The organism is Exiguobacterium algae, from assembly GCF_018617875.1.
In the GTDB taxonomy this organism is placed as follows: domain Bacteria; phylum Bacillota; class Bacilli; order Exiguobacteriales; family Exiguobacteriaceae; genus Exiguobacterium; species Exiguobacterium algae.
This window is the reverse complement of record NZ_JACSKZ010000001.1, coordinates 488324-509679: the sequence shown is the minus strand read 5'-3', so window position 1 is coordinate 509679 and position 21356 is coordinate 488324. Positions and strand designations below refer to the sequence as shown.

The window sequence follows — 21356 nt, the reverse complement described above, 5'->3', positions numbered from 1 at the left end:
GTTATCCGACCTCCTTCATCAAGGCGCTGAGTAAAATAGAGCTCGAGAGTGCACCCGGATCAATCGTACCGCGCGAGTTTTCTCCAAAGTATGAGGCACGTCCTTTCGTGGCAATCATATCTTCGGTTTTCTGGACTAATTCGTTTAACTGAGAATCGTAGTTGTCGCCCTCATCGACGTTCAAGGCGAAAGGTTCCCAGACGTCCACCATCGTTTTTTGACCCGCTTCCGACTTGCCACGCGCCTTGATGGAGTTCGTTCCTTCCAATAACGCCTCTTTGACGAGAGCGAAATCCGCTTCCTTGGCATCACCGAATGCGGCTGCTATTTTTACGAAAGCCGATCCGTAAAGAGGTCCCGCAGCACCACCGACTTTAGACATGAGCGTCATTCCTACTTTTTTGCTCAGTGCGCCTAGAGAGTCGTAATCTTCGTCAAGAATCGAGAGAACGGCTTCAAATCCGCGTGACATGTTGATTCCATGGTCACCGTCCCCGATCGCACGGTCTAAATCGGTTAACGTGTCTTTTTGCGACTCGATTTCAGTTTGGGTATGGCGTAACGCTTGCTTAAATCCATCAATCGTCAACATGTAACGAACACCTCATTTATTATAGTTTGAACCCAAGTGCAGACGATGGGGCATCGAGATATGCTGTCATTTCGTCATCAAGCGGGAGTAACGTGATCGAGAATCCGTGCATTTCGAGTGAAGTCATGTAATTGCCAACGTATTTACGTTTTAGTTTGTACCCTGCCGCTTCTAATTTTTGAGCGACAAAATGGTACGTGACATATAGCTCTGAGAGTGGTGTGCCACCCATTCCGTTTACCATGACGGCCACTTCACCTGGCTCCACCTCTTTTTGCAAATGTCCGAGTAGGTCATCGACAATGGCATCGACATCACTGACCGGTTTCCGTTCGACCCCTCGCTCACCATGGATCCCAATCCCAATCTCCATCTCATCTTCATTTAAATCAAACCCCGGTTTTCCGCTCACAGGCATATAACAAGGTTCGACTGCCATCCCCATCGAACGGACGTGCGAAGCAACCTTTTCTGCAATCGCTTTCACTTCTTCGAGTGATTTTCCGCTTGCGGCGGCAGCGCCTGCAATCTTATGCACAAAAACGGTACCTGCCACACCACGGCGGTCCTCTTTGTTAGAAATCGCGACGTCATCCGCTACCACGACATGGTCCACTTTGATGCCGTCACCTTCAGCAAGCTCTGCAGCCAGTTCGAAGTTCATGACGTCACCAGAATAGTTTTTGACGACGAGCAATACACCGTTGCCGCCATCGGCAGCTTTAATCCCTTCGAGTACCATATCTGGAGTAGGTGAGGTAAAGACTTCCCCACAAACCGCCGCATCAAGCATGCCATCTCCGACGTAGCCGGCGTGTGCAGGTTCGTGACCACTTCCGCCACCTGAAACAAGACCGACTTTTCCTGATTTGGCCCCATCGGCACGGCAGATGACGTTTACCCCGTCAACCCGACCATACAGTTCTGGATGGGCGTGCACCATTCCCTCGACCATTTGCGACACGAGTTCGCTTGCTTCACCGATTAGTTTTTTCACACGGGATCACTCCTTTTCAATTTGGAAAACTACCAATTTCAATTTTCCACTCTTTTGCTAAGACTAAACAAAAAAACCGACGAATGATTCGTCGGTTTTACGTCATGCATATTCAAGTAAAGCGCCAGTCTCAGAGTCGACTGTGAACTCATATGTCTTCTCTTCCTCATTCTCAAGAACGGAGATGCCACCTTTGTAGACGTCGTATTCACGACCGTCATACGTATGAATCTCAGGTGAAGCTGAAATCCATGCCCCCTGGACATGTCCTTTCGCTGAGAAAGCACGCTTCGTATACTCTAAAGCGTCTTCTGCAGATAAGCTGCGTTCATCCAAAGCCTTTTTCGTCATAAGTGCGGCAATGACGGCGACCCCGATTCCAATTAACCAATACCTTTTTTTCATATGACTACCTCCCCTTGAACTATGGCTATCAAATACATCGTACCAAAACCTGTACCCTATTGAAATGAAAAGCATTCGCTTCTCGGCAAAACTTTTGTATATAATGAGACCAGGATGCATGGAAAGGATGAGGGAAATGGAACAAAAGACAAGAGATTTATTTAAGACACTGACAGAACTACCGGGAGCCCCTGGATTTGAATCCGAGGTCCGCCAGTTTGTTCGCGAACGAATCACACCTCACGTAGACGAAGTGATGACGGATGGGATCGGTTCAATCTTTGGAAAACGTGTCGGGGACGAATCAGGTCCACGCGTGATGGTGGCGGGTCACATGGACGAAGTGGCGTTTATGGTGACGCGAATCACTGACAACGGAATGTTGTACATACAGCCACTCGGTGGATGGTGGAGTCAAGTGTTGATGGCTCAACGCTTTGATATCGTGACGGCTGATGCGAAAATTCCGGGGGTCGTGGCCTCTACACCGCCACACTTGTTAGGACCGGACGCAATGAGCAAACCGATGGAAATCAAACAAATGTTTATCGATATCGGAGCAGATTCCAAAGAAGAAGCGGAATCATGGGGTGTTCGTCCGGGGCTTCCGGCAATCCCGTCAAGTGCGTTCACACCACTTCATCACCCGAAAAAAATTATGGCCAAGGCATGGGATAACCGTTACGGAGTCGGTCTTGCTGTCGAATTATTAGAAGAGACGACAAAAGCCGATCACCCGAACATTTTATTCTCGGGTGCTACCGTACAAGAAGAGGTTGGATTGCGCGGTGCACAGACGGCTTCGGAGTTGATTCAACCGGATATCGCGTTCGTCCTGGATGCCTCGCCTGCAAACGACGCTTCTGGAAGTAAAACGGAATTCGGACAGCTCGGAGAAGGCGCGCTGATTCGGATTTTGGACCGCGTCATGGTCATGTCACCGGAAATGCGTGATTTCTTGCTCGATACGGCATCCGATGAAAATATTAAGACACAATACTTTGTCTCGCCAGGCGGCACAGACGCAGGACGCGTTCACATGAGTGGGGAAGGGGTCCCGACTGCGGTAATCGGAGTTGCATCCCGATACATCCATACACATGCTTCGATTTTGCACACAGACGATTACGATGCGGCGAAAGCGTTACTGAAAGCTGTTGTCAAACGACTCGATCGTTCAACTCTCGAGACGTTGCGTCCATCCCATTGATTTTTAAGCCACAATCAAATTGTGGCTTTTTTATATTGCTATTTGTCAAAAAAACCTTATACTGATAAAAGTGTATAGACAGATTACATACTAGTGACAAGACAGTTTGTTAGGAGGATTTATGTGTTAAAGAATAAAGGAATCACACTCAGTCCGTCTCTCTATTTCGTGACGGCACTGAGCTATATGGCCCTAGGGTTATTCAGTACATTAATTATTGGTCTGATCATCAAAACGGTCGGCGGACAGATCGGGACTACCTCTTTTTCAAATCTCGGAGAGGTGCTCATTCAAATTGGAGATATCGCCATCAGTTTGACGGGGCCGGCGATTGGGATTGCAATCGCTTACGCTCTTGAGGCCCCGCCGCTTATTTTATTTTCAGCGCTCGTTGTGGGCGCGTTCGGTTATGAATTTGGTCCTGCCGGTAGTTATGTGGCGACGATTCTTGCTGTGGAAACGTCTAAACTCGTTTCGAAATCAACAAAGCTCGATATTCTTGTCACGCCGTTTACAACCATCGCCATAGGATATTTAAGTGCTACGTATATTGGAAAGTATGTTGGGTTGTTCATGACGCAGCTCGGTACGTGGATTGAATGGGGCACAGAGCAACAACCCCTCTTTATGGGTGTGGTTGTCGCAACATTAATGGGGCTCGCATTGACCGCTCCGATTTCAAGTGCTGCCATATCACTCATGTTAGGATTGAGCGGAATCGCTGCGGGTGCCGCAACAGTCGGATGTGCCGCGCAGATGGTTGGATTTGCGGTGACGAGTTATAAGGATAACGGTGTGGGAGGAGCGATTGCTCAAGGAATCGGAACATCGATGCTTCAAGTCGGCAATATCGTCAAAAATCCGTGGATTATCTTACCGCCAACTTTAGCAGGGGCTGTACTGGCCCCGATCGCCATATTATTATTTGAGTTGGAAAGTATTGCAGCGGGCGCCGGAATGGGGACAAGCGGATTTGTAGGACCAATCGTCATGCTAGAGACGATGGGATTTAGTTGGTATACGTTCATTATTGTTATCGGATTCCTGTTCATTGGACCCGCATTATTGAGTTACGCGGTTTATGCAGTGTTGAAGCGGACAGGGCGCATTCGTCCAAACGATATGAAAATCGAATATTGAGAAATAGAAAAGACAAAGGCGACCGATTCGGTCAACTTTGTCTTTTTACATGCCGAAGAAATGTCGGACGGCATCTACTGTTTCACGTGGGACACGGAAACTTCCTAAGAATAAAGCGAAGAGAATCACGTAAACGGGGATCAAAAACCGTTTACGGACGATGGGGAGATGGCGGGCAGTTCGTTTCAGGAGTTGCTCCACGACGTAAATGACAGCGAATCCGACGACGAGCCAAATCAAGATTTGAACCCTTGTTTTTTCTGTATCGATAAACAAATAGCCATAGCGCAAAATTGCAAGCATACCGACGACACTGACAAGCTGTTCGAGCGGATGTTTCATTTCGGGATTTAATTTTTCTCGCGTTACTTTCATGAAGAGGTCACCTATTTCCATTAGTCTCGGTTTTGATTATAACAAACAGGAGAGCGGAATGTCTGATACGACTTATGCTATTATTAGTGAGGAAAAAATGAACAGGAGTGGTGAAAAATGAAACAATTATCAACGATGACTCAATATAATGAAGCGAAACAAGAGAAAAGTGTATTCATGTTCTCGGCAACATGGTGTGGAGATTGCCGTTTCCTCGACCCGTTCATGCCTGAAATCGAACAAAAATTCCCGGACTGGACGTTTTATTACGTCGATCGAGATGACTTCATGGAATTAGCTCAAGAACTCGATATCTTTGGGATTCCAAGCTTTGTCGCCTTCCTCGAAGGGATGGAAGTAGACCGTTATGTCGGTCGAGAACGAAAAACACCTGAGCAGGTGGAAGCATTCTTGAACGGGTTAGGGTGACGTTTTATGGAACGCAATGAATTGAGACGTTACCTGGAATCGAAATTTCAAGAAGGGTACCGAACATCGTATGATCGTGAGAACGAAGTGCTGCGGGTCGAGCGGGCAACCGATCGCTTCGGTGTCAATATTCGTCTAGCACCGATTGTTGCGAAAGCGAAAGTACGTGGACAAGTCGCCGTGGATGAAGTGGTAAACTATATTCAATCTGCATTGACAGCTGACGAGACGATTTCACTCATTGGGCATGAGTCAGAGATTTTCCCGGTCATCCGTTCCAACTCCTTCTCGAAGATGACAAAGGCGGGGGAAGCGCTCGTCACGATGCCGCATACGGCCGAGACAGCTGTTTTTTATGCGCTGGATCGTGGTGACGGTTATCGATTGATTGAAGAACGCCACTTGGGTGACGGGATGACACTGAAACAGTTGGATGAAATCGCGCGCAATAACGTGAAAAAACTCCCGACCGAGATGAAACAGGATCAAGTCGCAGGAAATCCATTTTATTTCCTGTCCACCCGGGATGGGTATGAGGCATCACGTGTATTAAACGAAGATTTTTTACGGATGATGGCGCGACGCGTGGAAGGTGAGATGTTGGTCGGGGTGCCCCATCAAGACGTGATGATTGTGGCAGACATTCGGAACGATCAAGGATATGATGCGATGCAACAACTCATGTTCGACTTTTTCACAAACGGTAGAATTCCAATTACAGCACTTGCCTTCCACTACGAGGCGGGCCAGTTTGAGCCAATTTTTATTGTTGGAAAAAAGAACCCGCCAACGGACACATAATCTGATAAACTAATTGTGTCGAGTTTGAAAGAAGGGACGTATGGAAGTATGCAAATGAACGTATTTTATAATCGCGAAGGAATCGGCGATGTACTCATGATTTTGTTGAAAGAAGGAGAACGCCATCATCAAACCGTTGAACGGATTGGAGATGTCGCGGTCGTCAAATCAGCAGATGGTGAAGTGAATGGCTACAACCTGTTTCAGGCAAGTGAATATTTTGATGTGACGACCTGGCACGGTCCGGTCGATTTAACTGAGGAATTGGTTGAAACGATTCAGTCGGTGTTGAAGAAGCATCAAATTGATGAAGACTTTTCGTCAGCTGACTTGTCACCGAAGTTTGTGGTAGGTTATGTCGAGCAGGCTGAAAAGCATCCGGACGCTGATAAACTCTCGATTTGCCAAGTTCAAATCGATGGATCGACGGTTCAAATCGTATGTGGTGCCCCGAACGTAGCGGCTGGCCAAAAAGTGGTTGTCGCAAAACCGGGTGCCGTCATGCCGTCAGGTCTCATTATCCGTCCATCTGCATTACGTGGAGAAAGCTCACACGGCATGATTTGTTCTGCACGTGAATTGAATCTCCCTGATGCACCGCAGGAAAAAGGAATTCTAGTATTGGATGACGAATATGAAGTAGGTACAGCATTTAAAATCGGTCGCTAAATTCGACCGATTTTTTGTTAAATACGGATTGAGTAAAAAGCGAGGAATCAAGTATGGATGCATATGAACGTTCATTGAAACAGCAAGCGGAGCGAATCAAACGCGAACTTTCGAAAGAAGGAAAGACTGCTCCGGTCGCACCGAAGCAAGAACCTCCTGAAGAATTTATCCCGTCGGATGTGCCGTCACCAATCTATGGCTATGCGCGTCCGAAGCCTAAGATCGTATTGCCAGATGCTCACTCTCCTGAAACACGAGGAGAATTTGAGAAAGACGAAACATCAGTTGAATCGCTTGACACATCGCTTGCGACAGAAGTGCCTTTTGTAATGAATGAGGAAGCGATCGAAGAAACGGATCGGGAAATGAATCCGGATACGAGTGAAGATATGGAAGAGGAAGTGACACATGCCTCTATAGAATCACAACCCGTACTGGGTGATGTTTCAATCACGGATGATGGGTTTTCTTCTGTATTCATGAGCTCGACAAACTTGAATGCTAAAAAAGTGACTTTCGTAGAGGAACAACCCGAAGTCAAAGAGCAAGAGGATGTTGAGTTAGAAGTGATGACTGAAACAATCGGTCCGGCCGTTGAACATGTTGCAGAAAGATTACAAACGGAGTCGGAGCAGACCGAATTACCGGATGACACGGAATTGACACCGGCTGTCCAAGTATCTTTTAAAGCGGATACACCCCCGCTAAACGTGATGATGACGCCAAAAGACCGGATGGCCATGTATCGTAGCCGACGGCTCGCGCAAAAAAACAACAATCTGTAATAGCACGACTCTATGAGTTTTGCTATAATGACAAAGGTTTGTCGCATTTTGGCGAACCGCAATGAATTAGGGGGGCTATTTACAGATGAACCGTTATCACTTCGTCGGAATTAAAGGAACGGGCATGAGTCCTTTAGCTCAAATTTTAAATGATATGAATAATGAAGTCCGTGGATCGGACGTTGAAAAAGCATTTTTTACAGAAGAAGCACTGAAACGCAAAGGGATCGAAATTTTACCGTTTGACCCTGACAATATTTCAGAAGATCAAATCATCGTTCAAGGGAACGCGTTTTCGGATGATCATCCGGAAGTCGTCCGTGCCCGTGAACTCGGTTTGACGATTTATAAATATTATGAGTTTCTTGGTGAGCTTGCTGACCACTATACAAGTGTGGCCATCACAGGATCACATGGCAAAACATCTACGACTGGCCTGCTCGCTCATGTGATGCAGGGCATCGAGCCAACCTCGTTCCTAATCGGGGACGGGACAGGCGAGGGTGTTGCTGATTCTAAAAACTTTGTATTCGAGGCCTGCGAGTACAAGCGTCATTTCTTATACTATCGTCCTGATTATGCCATTATGACGAATATTGATTTTGACCACTCTGATTATTTCTCTGGCCTTGATGATGTCATCGATGCATTCCAAGAAATGGCCAAGCAAGTGAAAAAGGGCATCATTGCGTGTGGAGATGATGAGAACCTTCAACACATCCAGGCGAATGTCCCGATTGTGTACTACGGCTTTGGCACGCACAATGATTTTCGTGCTGAAAACGTTACGTCAACAGAGAACGGAACGACATTCGATGTGTTCTTACGTGACGATTTCTACGGAACGTTCCGCATCCCGGGATACGGAGATCATAGTGTATTGAATGCACTGGCCGTCATTGCGACGTGTGACTATGAGAACTTACCAAAAGACTTGGTGAAAGAGCGGCTTGAAACATTTAATGGAGTCAAACGTCGCTTTAGTGAATCTACACTGAACAATCAGGTGTTAGTTGATGATTACGCTCACCATCCACGTGAAATCCGTGCCACGGTCGAATCGGCACGTAAAAAGTATGCGGATCGTGAAGTCGTAGCGATTTTCCAACCGCATACGTACACTCGTCTGAAATCATTTATGGATGACTTTGCCGAGGCGTTGTCTGAGGCGGATGCTGTTTATTTATGTGACATCTTCGGTTCTGCACGTGAACAGGAAGGTACGGTCACGATTGAAGATTTACAATCTCGAATCGATGGGGCCAATATCCTGAAACGCGGCGGTACAGCGGTACTTCGTGAACATGAAGAAGCGGTGCTCCTTTTCATGGGGGCAGGAGATATTCAGACGTATCAACGTGAATATGAAGAAATCGTCAAACTAGAAGCTTAAACACCAAAGGAGAGGCCGCGCCTCTCCTTTTTCATGTTTAACGAAAGCGCATCTCGGTAATAGTAGTAGCGATTGAATATTACAAAGGAGATGTTCGAAATGGCTAGTCAAGGTGCACTGAATACGTTGAACAAAGAAGTCGCTAATTATGGACTACTGTTTGTAAAACTCCATAACTATCATTGGTACATCAGTGGTCCACACTTCTTCACGTATCATGAGAAACTCGAGGAACTCTACAATCTCGTGGCAGAATTATATGATGACGTGGCGGAGCGTCTTTTGATGAATGACGGGGAACCATATGCCACGATGAAAGAGTATTTGGAGCACTCAACCCTCCAAGAAGGTGACCGCAACGCAGAGACAGAACAAATGATCAAAGATGTGATCACGGACTTCAAGCAAATTCGTCAAGAAATGCAGGATGCGATGGAGCATTTCGAAGACGGTGATGAAGCAATCGAGGATACATTTATTTCTCACATCGAACGACTCGAAAAAGAGATTTGGATGATGTCTGCAGCGCTTGGTAAAAAAACAAGCTTGTAACACGCAATGAAGGGCGCCCGTTGGGACGCCCTTCATTTTTTAATTATTTAAGGTTTTCAGGGTTGAGTGGAAGAAGGGCGTCAACGACAAATCGACCGTCTTTACGGATGAGTACATCGTCAAACCAGATTTCTCCGCCACCATAGTCTGGGCGCTGGATATTCACGAGGTCCCAGTGTACAGACGAGTTGTTTCCGTTATAGGCATCGTCATACGCTTGTCCCGGTGTGAAGTGGAAACTGCCATCAATTTTTTCATCGAAGAGAATATCTTTCATCGGATGTTGGATGTATGGGTTCACACCGATTGCAAATTCACCGACATAACGTGCGCCTTCATCTGTGTTAAACACTTCGTTGATCCGGTCCGTGTCGTTTGCGGTCGCATCTACGATTTTCCCGTCTTTAAACGTCAACTTCACATTCTCGAACGTGAATCCTTGGTACGGGGAAGGCGTGTTGTAGGTGATGACACCATTCACAGAATCTTTGACCGGTGCAGTGAAGACTTCTCCGTCAGGAATATTCATTTGACCTGAACATTTGATTGCCGGAATGTCTTTGATTGAGAAGGAAAGGTCGGTACCTGGTCCTTTCAATTGGACACGGTCGGTCTGGTTCATCAATTCAACGAGCGCGTCCATCGCGCGGTCCATTTTTTCGTAGTCTAAAGTACAAACGTTGAAATAAAAGTCTTCAAATGCCTCAGTTGATTTTCCAGCAAGCTGTGCCATTGATGGAGAAGGGTAACGTAACACGACCCATTTCGTCCCTTTGACGCGGTCTTCGGTATGCATTTTGCCGATTGTCGCGCCGACCAATTTCTGTTGTTCTGCTGGTACGTCAGACAATTCGTTAATATTGTCACCGGCACGAAGTCCGATGTATGCATCCATCGCTTGCATCTGTTTACGCTCGATATCTGCCATCAGCTCGAGCTGGTCTTTACTTGCCCCTGTGTAAAGTTTGCGTAAGATGCGGCTTTCTTTCAATAAGACGAAAGGATGCCCTCCTGCCTCGTACGCTTTTTCGACGAGCGCTTCAACGAGCGATTCTTCTACACCGAAATTTTCAATCAGAACGTTTTCTCCTGGTTGAAGTTTGACGGAATAATTGATCAAACCGTCTGCTAATTGCGTTATTCTTGGATCTCTCACACGACCACCCCTAATTTTTTTAGTTTATTTCTATTTTAGTGTAATCGAAAACATAAAAACGGGTAAAGGAATAATCAGACCGAATGGCGAAAACGGTAGTAGCAAATCTTTTCAGTCATAATGGTGCTATAATGAAACAAGAATTGATTGAATAGGAGGAATGGATTGAATGGAGATCACATTAGGAGGCATCGCGGGTCTGGTTGCGGCACTCGCTTTCGTCGTGCTCGTCATTTTCTTGGCGCGTGTCTTATCGAACGTCAATCGCACGCTCGGAAGTGTCGCAAACACGACTGAGAACTTAGAACGACAGCTAGATGGCATCACGATGGAAGTGACGGCGCTCTTACATAAGACGAACCGTCTCGTGGATAACGTAGAGGAGAAAACAGAATTGCTTGCTCCTGTAGCCCATGCACTGGATGAGCTGGGCACCTCGTTGAACGAAGTGACGGAATCGGTTCGTACCGTTTCTTCTTCGGTTCATTCAGCAGCCGATGAGAATAAAGAGCAGATCGCTCAAGCGGTTCGCTGGGGCTCCGTGGCTGTGGAGCTGTTCAAAAAGAACAAACCGGAGTCGTCTTCTTCTACAAAAGAACGACCGCGCAGAAGAGGTCGTCGGGAGAAGAAAGAAGAAACACCCGTATCACCGGACATGATTGTGACCGACGATACCATCAAATAAAACAATTGGGAGGAACACGCATATGACAGTGAACAAACAACCAACTGAACCAACTCAATCCGGTAGCGGATTCTTAACAGGTGTGATCCTTGGAGGAATCATCGGAGCGGCTGTGGCCGTGTTGACATCGCCGAAGAGCGGTCGCGAAGTCCGGACGTATATCGATGAAAAGACGTCTCCTTCACGTGAACGTCTGACAGTCAAATCGAAAGAAATGCGTGAAAAGGCTGAACCGGTTGTCGGAGAATGGATCAAGGTTGCTAGCGATAAAGCAGCTCCCGTCTTGAGCATCGTGAAAGAGAAGGCGCGTAACGCCGCTGAACTCAAACAACAGATGGATGAAGACGACCTTTCAATCGAAGAAGCGATGGAAAAAGCCGATCAACTTGTTGCTGAAGCGGAATCAGAAGTAAAAGAACAGATGGACCGAGCAGCTGAAGAAGACGAATCAGGTCAATCTGTCGATTCTTTTGAAGGCGAGGCGGAGTCGGATGATACACTTGAAGCACCTGTCAATGAATTGATTGATGAGGATGCGAAAGAAGATCTCAACCATCTGAAAGATGATTTGAAAAAAGATGAGTGACTGAAGCGAGGGACCGTTCCGAAACGGTCTCTTTTTTGGTGAATTTGTGACGTGGGCTTTTTCCTTATGACAAAGCATAAAAAATTCGATATAATTAGGTTTCTGGAAAGAACGGCTTAGAAATGAGAGGGAAATTATGAGTCCACAAGATCAATTGAATCGATTACGTCGAGAAATGGATGAAATCAATCGTGAGATGCTCGACCTGCTTAGTCGTCGTGGGGCACTCGCAGTTGAAATCGGGAAAGTAAAACGACTTCAAGGTGTGGAACGGTATGATCCGGTACGTGAACGTGAAATGCTTGATTTTATCGCTGCGTCGAACCCAGGACCGTTCGAAACGTCACGCCTTCAACATATTTTCAAAGAGATGTTTAAAGCTTCGGCTGAACTGCAAGGTGAGGACCGTGACAAAACGTTACTCGTCTCGCGGAAGCGTCAAGCAGAGGATACGGTGCTGCAGTTGAAAGATGTGACGATTGGAAACGGGGTTCCTCAACTGATTGCGGGACCCTGCGCGGTCGAATCGTTTGAACAAGTGAATGCCGTCGCTGAAAAGTTAGCGCAATCCGGTGTGAAAATCATGCGAGGCGGGGCGTATAAACCACGGACATCGCCATATGATTTTCAAGGATTAGGGTTGGAAGGACTGAAACTGTTAAAAGCGGCTGCTGACCGACACGACTTACGCGTCATCACGGAAATCATGACACCAGGTGCCGTGGAGTCTGCGCTTCCATACGTGGACATCATTCAAGTAGGCGCTCGTAATATGCAAAACTTCGACTTGTTAAAAGAAGTCGGTAAAACAGACAAACCGGTTTTATTGAAACGAGGTCTCTCGGCAACAATCGAAGAATTCATTTATGCGGCAGAATACATCATGTCGAGCGGAAACAGCCAAGTCATTTTATGTGAACGTGGAATTCGTACTTACGAACGTGCGACAAGAAACACGTTAGACATCACAGCTGTACCGATTTTAAAGCAGGAAACGCATTTGCCGGTCATGGTAGACGTCACGCACTCTACAGGACGTCGTGACTTGTTGTTACCGGCGGCGAAGGCAGCTCTCGCAATCGGAGCGGATGGCATTATGGTTGAAGTACATCCGAATCCTGCCATCGCGCTTTCAGATGCACAGCAGCAACTCGATTTTGATCAATTTGATCAATTTGTGGAAGGGCTCACGACCCAATTTCCTAAACTTGATTTGGTGAAAAAGTAAGCTTTCCATTTGGAAACGTTTTATATCGCATGGAGACAGGGTAAAATGATGACAGATACCTGTCTTCCTTTTTTAACACGTTTTATGAAAATTTTTTGAAAATCACTGCTTGTAGGAGGAGTATTCATGAATAGTAACAATGTAACCATCTATGACGTCGCACGAGAGGCAAGCGTATCGATGGCGACTGTCTCGCGAGTCGTCAACGGTAACCCGAATGTAAAGCCGACGACACGTAAAAAAGTACAGGATGCCATTGATCGCCTAGGCTATCGTCCAAACGCCGTGGCACGCGGTCTAGCCAGTAAGAAGACGACAACGGTCGGCGTAATCGTCCCGGATATTTCGAACATTTTCTTCGCGGATTTAGCACGCGGAATCGAAGACGTCGCAACCATGTATAAGTACAACATCATCCTTGGAAACTCGGACTCGAGTCGTGACAAAGAAGTCCATCTGCTCAACACCCTTTTGGGAAAACAAGTGGACGGCATTATTTTCATGGGTGGTCGATTGCACGAAGACCTCGTGGAAGAATTTAAAAAGTCGCCAGTCCCAATCGTACTTGCGGCGACGTTGAACCAAGGCTATGATTTGCCGGCGGTTAACATCGACTATGAGCAAGCGGCATATGACGCGACGAAGATGCTCATCGACCATGGACATGACCGGATTGGTTTTATTACAGGTCCGCTCGAACAGCAAATTAATGGTGAGAAGAAATTTGCCGGTTACCGTCGTGCTCTCGAGGATTCGGGTCTCCCGTTCCATGAGCAGGATATGATTCTTGGGAACTACACATATGCTTCAGGTCTTGAAGCGATGCAGAAAATGTTGGAGCGTGACGATTGTCCGAAGGCTATTTTCGCCGGAACGGATGAAATGGCCCTTGGTGTCATCCACGCCATCCAGGATGCGGGGTATTCAGTGCCGGATGATTTTGAGGTCGTCGGACACGATAACACCCGCCTCGCGACGATGATTCGTCCAAAATTGACGACGGTCGTTCAACCGATGTATGACATTGGTGCCGTCGCGATGCGCCTATTAACGAAAATTTTGAATTCTGAAGAGATCGAAGAGAAAAACGTCGTACTTCCTCACCGGATTGAACGTCGTGACTCACTTCGTCAAGACTAACGCAAAAATCCTGGTCCACTGAGAGATAGTGGACCAGGATTTTTTTAGAGATAAAGTGACTTTCGTTCATTTGAGATAAAGGGCCAAAATGCGCGTTTCGTAACTTCCCAATTTTTTTCCTCAATCTGTTGTCGACGCGGAATATGATCGAATGAGTAAAGGGAATCGTCCCATCGAGTAGGCAACGGCTGGTCGGTGACGTTCGACCACCGTTCGATCCATTCTTTAGGGATATCCCCTGCATATGGTGCTTCGCGCGTCAATCCTGCCCAAACTTGTGCCCAGGCGCGGGGAACGGCACGATACCAGTCATAGCCTCCACCTCCGAGTGCGACGAGACGTCCCTCCGTATATTCATCCGCGAGACGTGAGGCAATTTGCGGGATTTGCTCGAACGTATGGATTGTTGAGGCGAGGTGCGTCAACGGGTCGAACGCATGGGCATCTGCCCCGTTCTGGGTCAAAATAATATCCGGTTTGAACCATTCGCATGCTTCCCGTAAGACGGTCTCATAACATTTGAGAAAAGAGTCGTCCTGGGTAAAAGCATCGATTGGAACATTCCAGCTATACCCGTATCCTTTCCCGTTGCCACGCTCTGTGACGGCACCTGTTCCAGGGAATAGATATCGTCCCGTTTCATGTATGGAGAGCGTCATCACGTCCTCATCATCGTAAAATAGCCACTGGACACCGTCACCGTGATGCGCATCTGTATCCACATACAATACGCGTGAGCCATACTGTTTTCTCACATGGGCGATGGCGACCGCGGCATCATTATAGACACAAAAACCGGACGCTTTCCGTCGCATCCCGTGATGCAGACCGCCGCCGACATGAAATGCCCGTTCCCGTTTTCCGCTCGCGACGAGGTCGAGCGCATGAATCGTTCCGCCGACGAGTCGGGCGGCGCCTTCATGGATGGACGGGAAGATGGGGGTATCTTCCGTCCCAAGTCCGAATTTATTCGCCTTGAGAGTAGCCAATTCACCTGCCGCTGCGGCTTGGACCGCATCAATGTAATCGACGTCGTGGACCAGTGCCAGCTCTTCCGGAGTGGCAAGAGGAGGGGCGATACACTCGTCCTCAGTGAGTTTCCCGGCAGCGAGAAGAAGAGAAGTCGTAAGTTCAAGTCGGATCGGATTGAACGGGTGGTCTTCGTGAAACCGGTAAGACGTCTCATCCTCTCCAAATATGTAGGCGGGTCTCATCGTGACATCTCCGGTCCTAATACTTCGTAGCCTTCGCGCTTCAACCGTTCGATGATCCGGAGCGGATTCATCGTTTGAACACGGAACGAGATGATTCGTTTATACGGGTCAGGGGTCGGGTGAACGAAGACATTTATAATATTCACGTTTGTTTTCGCTAAGAGTCGTGTCACTTTTTCGAGCGTGCCGGTCGTGTTTTCAACCAGGATCTCGATTTGAGAGCTCGGTTCGAGTGCCCCGGTCAATTGTACGAAGTAGCGTAACAAGTCGGTCTCAGTCAACACACCGACCAGTTTTCCTTGCTCGACAATCGGCAGACAGGTCAAGCGATATTCATAAAATAGGGCAGCCGCATCTTCGAAAAAGTCATAAGGGTTTGCTGTGGTCACATCTGAAATCATGATGCTCGAGACGGGATTTTGAAAATCGGCGCTTGCGCTTTCTGGATGAAAGATACTCGAGGCGCCGCTCATTTCAAACTGACCGACGATTCCGACGACTTGTCGTGCCGGATTTGTCACGATCAAGTGGCGAACCTTATGCTCCCGCATCAACTTTGCCGCATGGGCGATCGTATTTGTCGGTTGTATGGTCACGACATGCCGGTTCATCATCTGTTCGATTAACATAAGTTCCCTCCTTAATCATACATAAACCGGCGTCGTAGCCGGAGTGAGTCGAAATGATCAATCGTTTCTTGCCGGACATTCTTGCCAATTCTGGCCATCAAACAGTTCGCAGGGTGTGAAGCGATTTCGGGATCGTCCGTCGGGTAAAAGACGAGACCGCCATGGTTCATCATCTTTTCCATGACGTTTCGATAGTCCCAAATCGAGAGACCGCTGCCTTTTAAGTCCCAATGCCAATAGTACTCTGTCGTCAAAATTAAAAAGTCATCCATGTGCGGGTCCATCATCGACACTTCGAGCAGTTGTTTTCCGATACGCTGTCCACGGAAGCGGGGGCTGACTTCAATCGCACCCAGCTCGAGGATGTAGGGATCATTCCCTTCACTCCATCGTTCATATGGATCCGGATATAAAAATGTGACATAACCGATGACGAGATCGTCTTGCCTCGCGACGATAATCCGTCCCTCTTTCAAACCGGCAATATCGACGAGTGCTTCATGCTGGTCCTCTGGTTCCCGAAAGGCCGTCAGTCCATCATCGAGGCGATAAGTTTTCAACACCTGGGGCTCAACGGGCCCGTCGATGAATACCTCTCCTTGTGAGGTATTCCACACTTTTGAATGATATTGTTTTTCCATAAGGTCACCACCTTTTCCACCTCTATTATAGCGCTTTCATGACGGATGATTCATCACGTTTTGATGAAATTGGAAATTCATTGATTTGTCATAATTTTAACACTATACTGAAAGTGGTTATACCAATCTTTACAGGGGAGGCGAATCTTTAGCGATGGAAAAATTGAAAGCGTTATCAGGGGAACATCAATTATCGTCGTATGAAGAGGCTTGTCAGTCGTTCGAATGGACACAAGCAGAAGCACTATTTTCTTGGAATTTGACGGGGAAAGTCAATATGGCATATGAAGCCATCGATCGTCATGCCGAAAGTGAATTGGCGACGAAAGTGGCATTGCTTTATTTCGACGGGGAGCGGGAAGAGCGGTTCACGTATGCAGACATGAAACAAGAAAGTAATCGATCGGGTAATGTTCTGAAGTCGATCGGCGTAGAAAAAGGCGACCGTGTCTTTATCTTCATGCCGCGCCAACCAGAACTTTATTTTATTTTGTTAGGTGCATTGAAACTTGGGGCAATCGTCGGTCCGTTATTCGAAGCCTTCATGGAACAGGCGGTACATGATCGACTTCTTGATTCCGAGGCGAAAGTCATCGTCACGACGAAAGATTTGTTGCCACGCGTCCCGGTTGATCAATTGCCACACTTGGAGACGATTTTACTCGTGGATGATGGAGTCGAAGAGTCTGGGAAAGTGATCGACTATCGGAAGTTGGCAAATAATGCGTCGACAGATCTAGAATTGACTTGGGTCGATCGTGAAGACGGTTTGATTTTACATTATACATCCGGTTCGACAGGGAAACCGAAAGGTGTTTTACACGTCCATAATGCGATGATCCAACACATGATGACCGGGAAGTGGGTACTCGACCTACAACCGGACGACATTTACTGGTGTACGGCTGACCCGGGATGGGTGACAGGCACGAGCTATGGTATTTTTGCCCCATTCTTAAATGGTGCGACAAATGTCATTGTCGGAGGTCGATTCAATCCGGAGTTCTGGTATTCCGTGATTGAACGTTTCGGTGTGACCGTGTGGTATAGTGCGCCGACGGCATTCCGGATGCTGATGGGTGCTGGAGACGAGGCATTTGAAAAATATGATTTGTCTTCATTGCGTCACATTTTGTCTGTCGGTGAACCGTTAAATCCGGAAGTCATCCGGTGGGGGCATGATTCGTTCGATTTGCGCATCCACGACACATGGTGGATGACCGAGACGGGCGCGATGATGATTTGTAACTATCCGACGATGGATATTAAGCCTGGATCGATGGGGAAACCGATTCCTGGATGCGAGGCGGCGATTCTCGATGATCGCGGGCAACCTCTTCCTCCTCATCGGATGGGGAACTTGGCACTTAAGACCCCTTGGCCATCGATGATGCGTCAAATTTGGAAAAACGAAGCGAAATACGAGAGCTACTTCTGGGGCGATTGGTATGTGTCAGGAGATTCGGCGTATATGGACGAAGACGGTTATTTCTGGTTCCAAGGACGGGTGGATGATGTGATCATGACCGCTGGGGAGCGCGTCGGACCATTTGAAGTCGAGAGCCGTCTTGTGGAACACCCGGCGGTTGCCGAAGCAGGCGTCATCGGGAAACCGGATCCGGTACGTGGTGAAATCATCAAAGCGTTCATCGCTCTTCGAAAAGGGTATGAACCATCAGATGAGCTGAAACAAGAGATTCAGCAGTTCGTGAAAGAAGGGTTGGCTGCCCATGCGGCACCTCGTGAAATTGAATTCAAAGATAAGCTTCCGAAGACGCGAAGCGGGAAAATCATGCGTCGTGTCTTGAAAGCTTGGGAATTGAATTTGGAGACAGGCGATTTATCGACAATGGAAGATTGAGTAATAAAAAAGGTCGACACCGCGGTGTCGACCTTTTTTATTAAGCTCCTTCAGTATCAGAAGTTGTTTCTTCTTCTGTTTGCTGAGCGGCTTCTTCTTCAGCTTGTTGCTCAGCTTCCGCTTCTGCTTGAGCTGCTGCCTCCGCTTCTGCTTTGGCTTTTGCCTCCGCCTCTGCTTTGGCTTTTGCCTCAGCTTCGGCTTTTTTCTTAGCTTCCGCTTCGGCTTTTTTCTCTGCCTCAGCTTCTTGCTTTTTCTTCTCTTCGGCTTCTTTTTCTTTTTGTGCCTCTTCTTTTTCCTTATCTTCTTTTGCTTTCTCTTCTTCTTCCTTCTTCTTCTCTTCCTCTTCTTTCTCCTCTGCTTTTTTCTTCTCAGAGAATGTACCTGAGTCTTTGAAATCTTTTGCTCTGACGCTAGAAGGTTGTTTGAAGCGAGTGTTGGATTCGAAGATGTCAGGGTTCACAGCATATACTTTATTTGCAACCTGTGACCACATGCCTTGCGTCCGTTGATAATAACTATCGTATTTCAATTTATTCTCTACGTCATATCCAGTCCAGACGGCGAGGGTGATTCCAGGAGTCGACCCGACCAAATAAGAGTCTCGAATATCCTGTGTCGTACCGGTTTTCCCCATCCAGTCGCCAGGTACTTTAAGGAGTGCGTTTGCATACGTCGCTGTTCCAGACTTGTAGACATCTCGCAACATGTCAATCATGAGATAGGCTGTACGCTCTTGATAGATGCGCGTCTTTTTCGATTCGTGTTGATAAATCGTCTCACCTTGGAACTCGATGCTCTCGATGATATACGGTTCGACATGTTCGCCCATGTTGGCGAGCATCGCATAGCCTGAAGCGAGGTCGGCAAGTTTGACCGAACTGACCCCGAGCGCCATCGAAGGGGCCATGCGTGTCTCATCTGGTACATCAATCCCCATTTGGATGAGTTTTTCCGTGTCCTGCATGAAGGCAGCCCGTTCTTCGTAGATTTTCACAGCAGGGATGTTACTTGAAATCTTCAACGCTTCACGAACTGTCATCACACCACGAAAGTCAGGGTTTCTGTAGTAGTTTTGAATAGGGATCGTGTTCGGATTGGTTCCGTGCTGATATTTATACTCTTCATCAATCACGACAGTGGCTGGTGTGACGAGTCCACTTTCAATCGCGTTCGGGTAGACGAGGATTGCTTTCGCTGTCGACCCGATTTGCCGTTCCATTTGGCGTGCGCGGTTGAAGTCGTCTGTTTTGCCATTTACATAGCGACCACCGATAAATCCAAGAATTTTTCCGGTCTTGTTCTCTAACATGACGGAAGCCGTTTGTTCCGGACCTTGCTTCGGATCGACGTCGGCATCGTTGTTCGGTCCGAAATTGCCGCTGTCTTTGGCCGGTTGTTGCATCGCTTCGTGAATTTTTTTGTCGAGTGTCAAATTGATTTTATAGCCGCCTTGACGTAATGCGTTATGCGCACGACGTCCGTACGTGGCGAGGACTTCTTTTCGGTCCTCCGAACTGAGCTCGTTCACATCGACGCCATCCTCTTTTAATAGGTGATCTCGAACGATGATTAACGCTTCCTCTTCTGCCCACTGGACGACATACGGATATTTGTCCCGTGGCTTCGACTGCGTTTTCATGAAGTCTTGCGTGATGTCATAATTGTAGGCTGCTTCATAATCTTCTTTTGAAATTTTACCAGCGACATACATCCGGTTGAGAACGGTCTTCATCCGGTTGATTGCGCCCGATACGTCTTCTTTGATAACGCCACCTTTATAATAAGGTGTGTAGTAGAACGGGTTTTTCGGGATACCGGCTAAAAATGCCGCCTGAGGAAGCGTCAACTTCTCTGCTGATGTGTTGAAGACACCGCGGGATGCCGCTTCGATCCCTGAAATATTACGCCCCATTGAGTTTCGACCAAATGAAACAACATTCAAATAAGCGTTTAAAATTTCATCTTTATCCATTGCTTTTTCAAGACGGAGCGCGAGCAAAATCTCTTTCGCTTTCCGTTCGAACGACACTTCATTCGTCAACATTTGGTTTTTGATCAACTGCTGAGTAAGGGTTGAACCACCAGTCCGATCTTCAGAGCCTGTTGCTTCCTGAATGATCGCACGAAGCGTCGCTTTTGGCACGACACCGTCATGCTCATAAAATTCAACGTCTTCTGTCGCCAACAAGGCGTCGATGACGTATGGAGATACTTTTTCCACTGGAATTGGAATTCGTACTTCATCCGTCGTATAGTTTCCAATCCGCTCACCACTTCCAAAATAGATATCGGAAGTAGATGAATACGTATTAATCTGTGAGGTCATTGTTTTATATGTTGGGGTTGGCATATCTTTTACGAGGGATGCGAAATACCCGACTCCAATCCCCGCTCCTAAAAACCCGATCAATACAACGGAAACGATGGTGAGGAGCAGCACGTTCCACGACACATCATAAATCACATTGGCATAACGACGGGCCTTTAAAGACGTCGGTTTATTCCATAAATCTCGAATCTTCTGCAGCATGACAGCCTCCTTAATATGGTGTAAAACTATTTTAGACAGTAATATATTCGATTATAGCACAAGTCTTTCCCCACCTTATCGTGAATCCGTTGGAATGTGCAACTTTCATCTAGATAGTTGACAACGTCGAATGGAACCTTATAATATGGTATGCATAGTTACGATTTTATAAAGATACAACGCGATGAAAAAAGCGAAGTAGTGGATTGGCCTCTTGCCCAGAAAGCTAGTGGATGCTGTGAACTAGCCAACGCCAGTCGATGAATTACACTTTTGGAGCGTGCCGAATGGCCGGGTCGAGACCGATATCTCTCGCTAAAGTGGTCACGTCATGTGAC

The 21356-nt window shown here is 47.2% G+C and carries 22 protein-coding genes and 1 other annotated feature (1 of these 23 cut by a window edge); of the genes, 13 read left to right on the top strand and 9 right to left on the bottom strand.

Translation table 11 applies throughout. The features are described 5' to 3' along the window. Position 1: 1 nt before the first annotated feature. From dhaL to KNP03_RS02610, 3 genes are all read right to left on the bottom strand, one after another. Positions 2–592, bottom strand: a complete 591-nt coding sequence (gene dhaL, locus KNP03_RS02620) for a dihydroxyacetone kinase subunit DhaL (protein ID WP_214824899.1) — start codon at positions 590–592, stop codon at positions 2–4. Positions 593–611: 19 nt separating this feature from the next. After that, positions 612–1589 carry a dihydroxyacetone kinase subunit DhaK gene (gene dhaK / locus KNP03_RS02615; protein ID WP_214824896.1) on the bottom strand — a complete coding sequence of 326 codons (978 nt, stop codon included), beginning with the start codon at positions 1587–1589 and terminating at the stop codon, positions 612–614. A gap of 102 nt (positions 1590–1691) precedes the next feature. Then, positions 1692–1994 (bottom strand): PepSY domain-containing protein, encoded by a 303-nt coding sequence (locus KNP03_RS02610; RefSeq protein ID WP_214824893.1) that lies wholly within the window; start codon positions 1992–1994, stop codon positions 1692–1694. A gap of 136 nt (positions 1995–2130) precedes the next feature. Here KNP03_RS02610 and KNP03_RS02605 point away from each other — a divergent pair, with 136 nt between their 5' ends. Then, positions 2131–3204: a M42 family metallopeptidase gene (locus tag KNP03_RS02605; RefSeq protein WP_214824890.1), complete on the top strand. Its 1074-nt coding sequence runs from the start codon at positions 2131–2133 to the stop codon at positions 3202–3204. A gap of 123 nt (positions 3205–3327) precedes the next feature. After that, positions 3328–4344, top strand: coding sequence for a PTS sugar transporter subunit IIC (locus KNP03_RS02600; protein WP_214824887.1), 1017 nt, complete (start codon positions 3328–3330; stop codon positions 4342–4344). A 45-nt stretch (positions 4345–4389) separates the two neighbouring features. On the opposite strand, the gene KNP03_RS02595 is transcribed toward KNP03_RS02600, so the two are convergent. Then, on the bottom strand, positions 4390–4719 hold the full coding sequence (locus KNP03_RS02595; protein ID WP_214824885.1) for a hypothetical protein: 330 nt from the start codon (positions 4717–4719) through the stop codon (positions 4390–4392). Positions 4720–4836: 117 nt separating this feature from the next. Here KNP03_RS02595 and KNP03_RS02590 point away from each other — a divergent pair, with 117 nt between their 5' ends. The 6 genes from KNP03_RS02590 (at position 4837) to KNP03_RS02565 (ending at position 9348) form a co-directional block, all read left to right on the top strand. Then, positions 4837–5148 (top strand): thioredoxin family protein, encoded by a 312-nt coding sequence (locus KNP03_RS02590; RefSeq protein ID WP_214824882.1) that lies wholly within the window; start codon positions 4837–4839, stop codon positions 5146–5148. A gap of 6 nt (positions 5149–5154) precedes the next feature. After that, a complete protein-coding gene (locus tag KNP03_RS02585; protein WP_214824880.1) occupies positions 5155–5949 on the top strand; it encodes a DUF1444 family protein in 795 nt (264 codons plus the stop codon). Positions 5950–6003: 54 nt separating this feature from the next. After that, on the top strand, positions 6004–6618 hold the full coding sequence (ytpR, locus tag KNP03_RS02580) for a YtpR family tRNA-binding protein (protein ID WP_214824877.1): 615 nt from the start codon (positions 6004–6006) through the stop codon (positions 6616–6618). A 53-nt stretch (positions 6619–6671) separates the two neighbouring features. Further along, positions 6672–7403 carry a hypothetical protein gene (locus KNP03_RS02575; RefSeq protein WP_214824874.1) on the top strand — a complete coding sequence of 244 codons (732 nt, stop codon included), beginning with the start codon at positions 6672–6674 and terminating at the stop codon, positions 7401–7403. An 85-nt stretch (positions 7404–7488) separates the two neighbouring features. Next, a complete protein-coding gene (gene murC, locus KNP03_RS02570; protein WP_214824871.1) occupies positions 7489–8796 on the top strand; it encodes a UDP-N-acetylmuramate--L-alanine ligase in 1308 nt (435 codons plus the stop codon). A gap of 99 nt (positions 8797–8895) precedes the next feature. Further along, on the top strand, positions 8896–9348 hold the full coding sequence (locus KNP03_RS02565; protein ID WP_214824868.1) for a Dps family protein: 453 nt from the start codon (positions 8896–8898) through the stop codon (positions 9346–9348). A gap of 43 nt (positions 9349–9391) precedes the next feature. On the opposite strand, the gene KNP03_RS02560 is transcribed toward KNP03_RS02565, so the two are convergent. Further along, the gene (locus tag KNP03_RS02560; RefSeq protein ID WP_214824865.1) at positions 9392–10504 is read right to left on the bottom strand and encodes an aminopeptidase; all 1113 of its coding nucleotides are present in this window, start codon (positions 10502–10504) and stop codon (positions 9392–9394) included. Positions 10505–10673: 169 nt separating this feature from the next. Here KNP03_RS02560 and KNP03_RS02555 point away from each other — a divergent pair, with 169 nt between their 5' ends. From KNP03_RS02555 to ccpA, 4 genes are all read left to right on the top strand, one after another. Beyond that, positions 10674–11189: a DUF948 domain-containing protein gene (locus tag KNP03_RS02555; RefSeq protein ID WP_214824862.1), complete on the top strand. Its 516-nt coding sequence runs from the start codon at positions 10674–10676 to the stop codon at positions 11187–11189. Positions 11190–11211: 22 nt separating this feature from the next. Next, entirely contained in the window at positions 11212–11775 is a 564-nt protein-coding gene (locus KNP03_RS02550; RefSeq protein WP_214824853.1) for a YtxH domain-containing protein, read from the top strand. A 136-nt stretch (positions 11776–11911) separates the two neighbouring features. Further along, positions 11912–13003 carry a bifunctional 3-deoxy-7-phosphoheptulonate synthase/chorismate mutase gene (locus tag KNP03_RS02545; protein WP_214824851.1) on the top strand — a complete coding sequence of 364 codons (1092 nt, stop codon included), beginning with the start codon at positions 11912–11914 and terminating at the stop codon, positions 13001–13003. A gap of 126 nt (positions 13004–13129) precedes the next feature. After that, positions 13130–14143 carry a catabolite control protein A gene (ccpA, locus tag KNP03_RS02540; RefSeq protein ID WP_214824844.1) on the top strand — a complete coding sequence of 338 codons (1014 nt, stop codon included), beginning with the start codon at positions 13130–13132 and terminating at the stop codon, positions 14141–14143. 44 nt (positions 14144–14187) lie between these two features. Here ccpA and KNP03_RS02535 read toward each other — a convergent pair whose 3' ends face one another. The 3 genes from KNP03_RS02535 to KNP03_RS02525 are packed head-to-tail and all read right to left on the bottom strand — an operon-like array spanning position 14188 to position 16627. Further along, entirely contained in the window at positions 14188–15357 is a 1170-nt protein-coding gene (locus tag KNP03_RS02535) for an acetoin utilization protein AcuC (RefSeq protein ID WP_214824842.1), read from the bottom strand. Next, the gene (locus KNP03_RS02530; RefSeq protein WP_214824838.1) at positions 15354–15986 is read right to left on the bottom strand and encodes an acetoin utilization AcuB family protein; all 633 of its coding nucleotides are present in this window, start codon (positions 15984–15986) and stop codon (positions 15354–15356) included. The genes KNP03_RS02535 and KNP03_RS02530 overlap by 4 nt, the downstream gene beginning before the upstream one ends. Positions 15987–15997: 11 nt before the next feature. Next, positions 15998–16627, bottom strand: coding sequence for a GNAT family N-acetyltransferase (locus KNP03_RS02525; RefSeq protein WP_214824835.1), 630 nt, complete (start codon positions 16625–16627; stop codon positions 15998–16000). A 154-nt stretch (positions 16628–16781) separates the two neighbouring features. Between KNP03_RS02525 and acsA the strand changes: the two genes are divergently transcribed. Beyond that, positions 16782–18488 (top strand): acetate--CoA ligase, encoded by a 1707-nt coding sequence (gene acsA, locus KNP03_RS02520; protein WP_214824833.1) that lies wholly within the window; start codon positions 16782–16784, stop codon positions 18486–18488. Between the two features lie 40 nt (positions 18489–18528). On the opposite strand, the gene KNP03_RS02515 is transcribed toward acsA, so the two are convergent. After that, entirely contained in the window at positions 18529–21018 is a 2490-nt protein-coding gene (locus KNP03_RS02515; protein WP_214824824.1) for a transglycosylase domain-containing protein, read from the bottom strand. Positions 21019–21193: 175 nt separating this feature from the next. After that, positions 21194–21356, top strand: a binding site (T-box leader) (it continues 35 nt past the right edge of the window).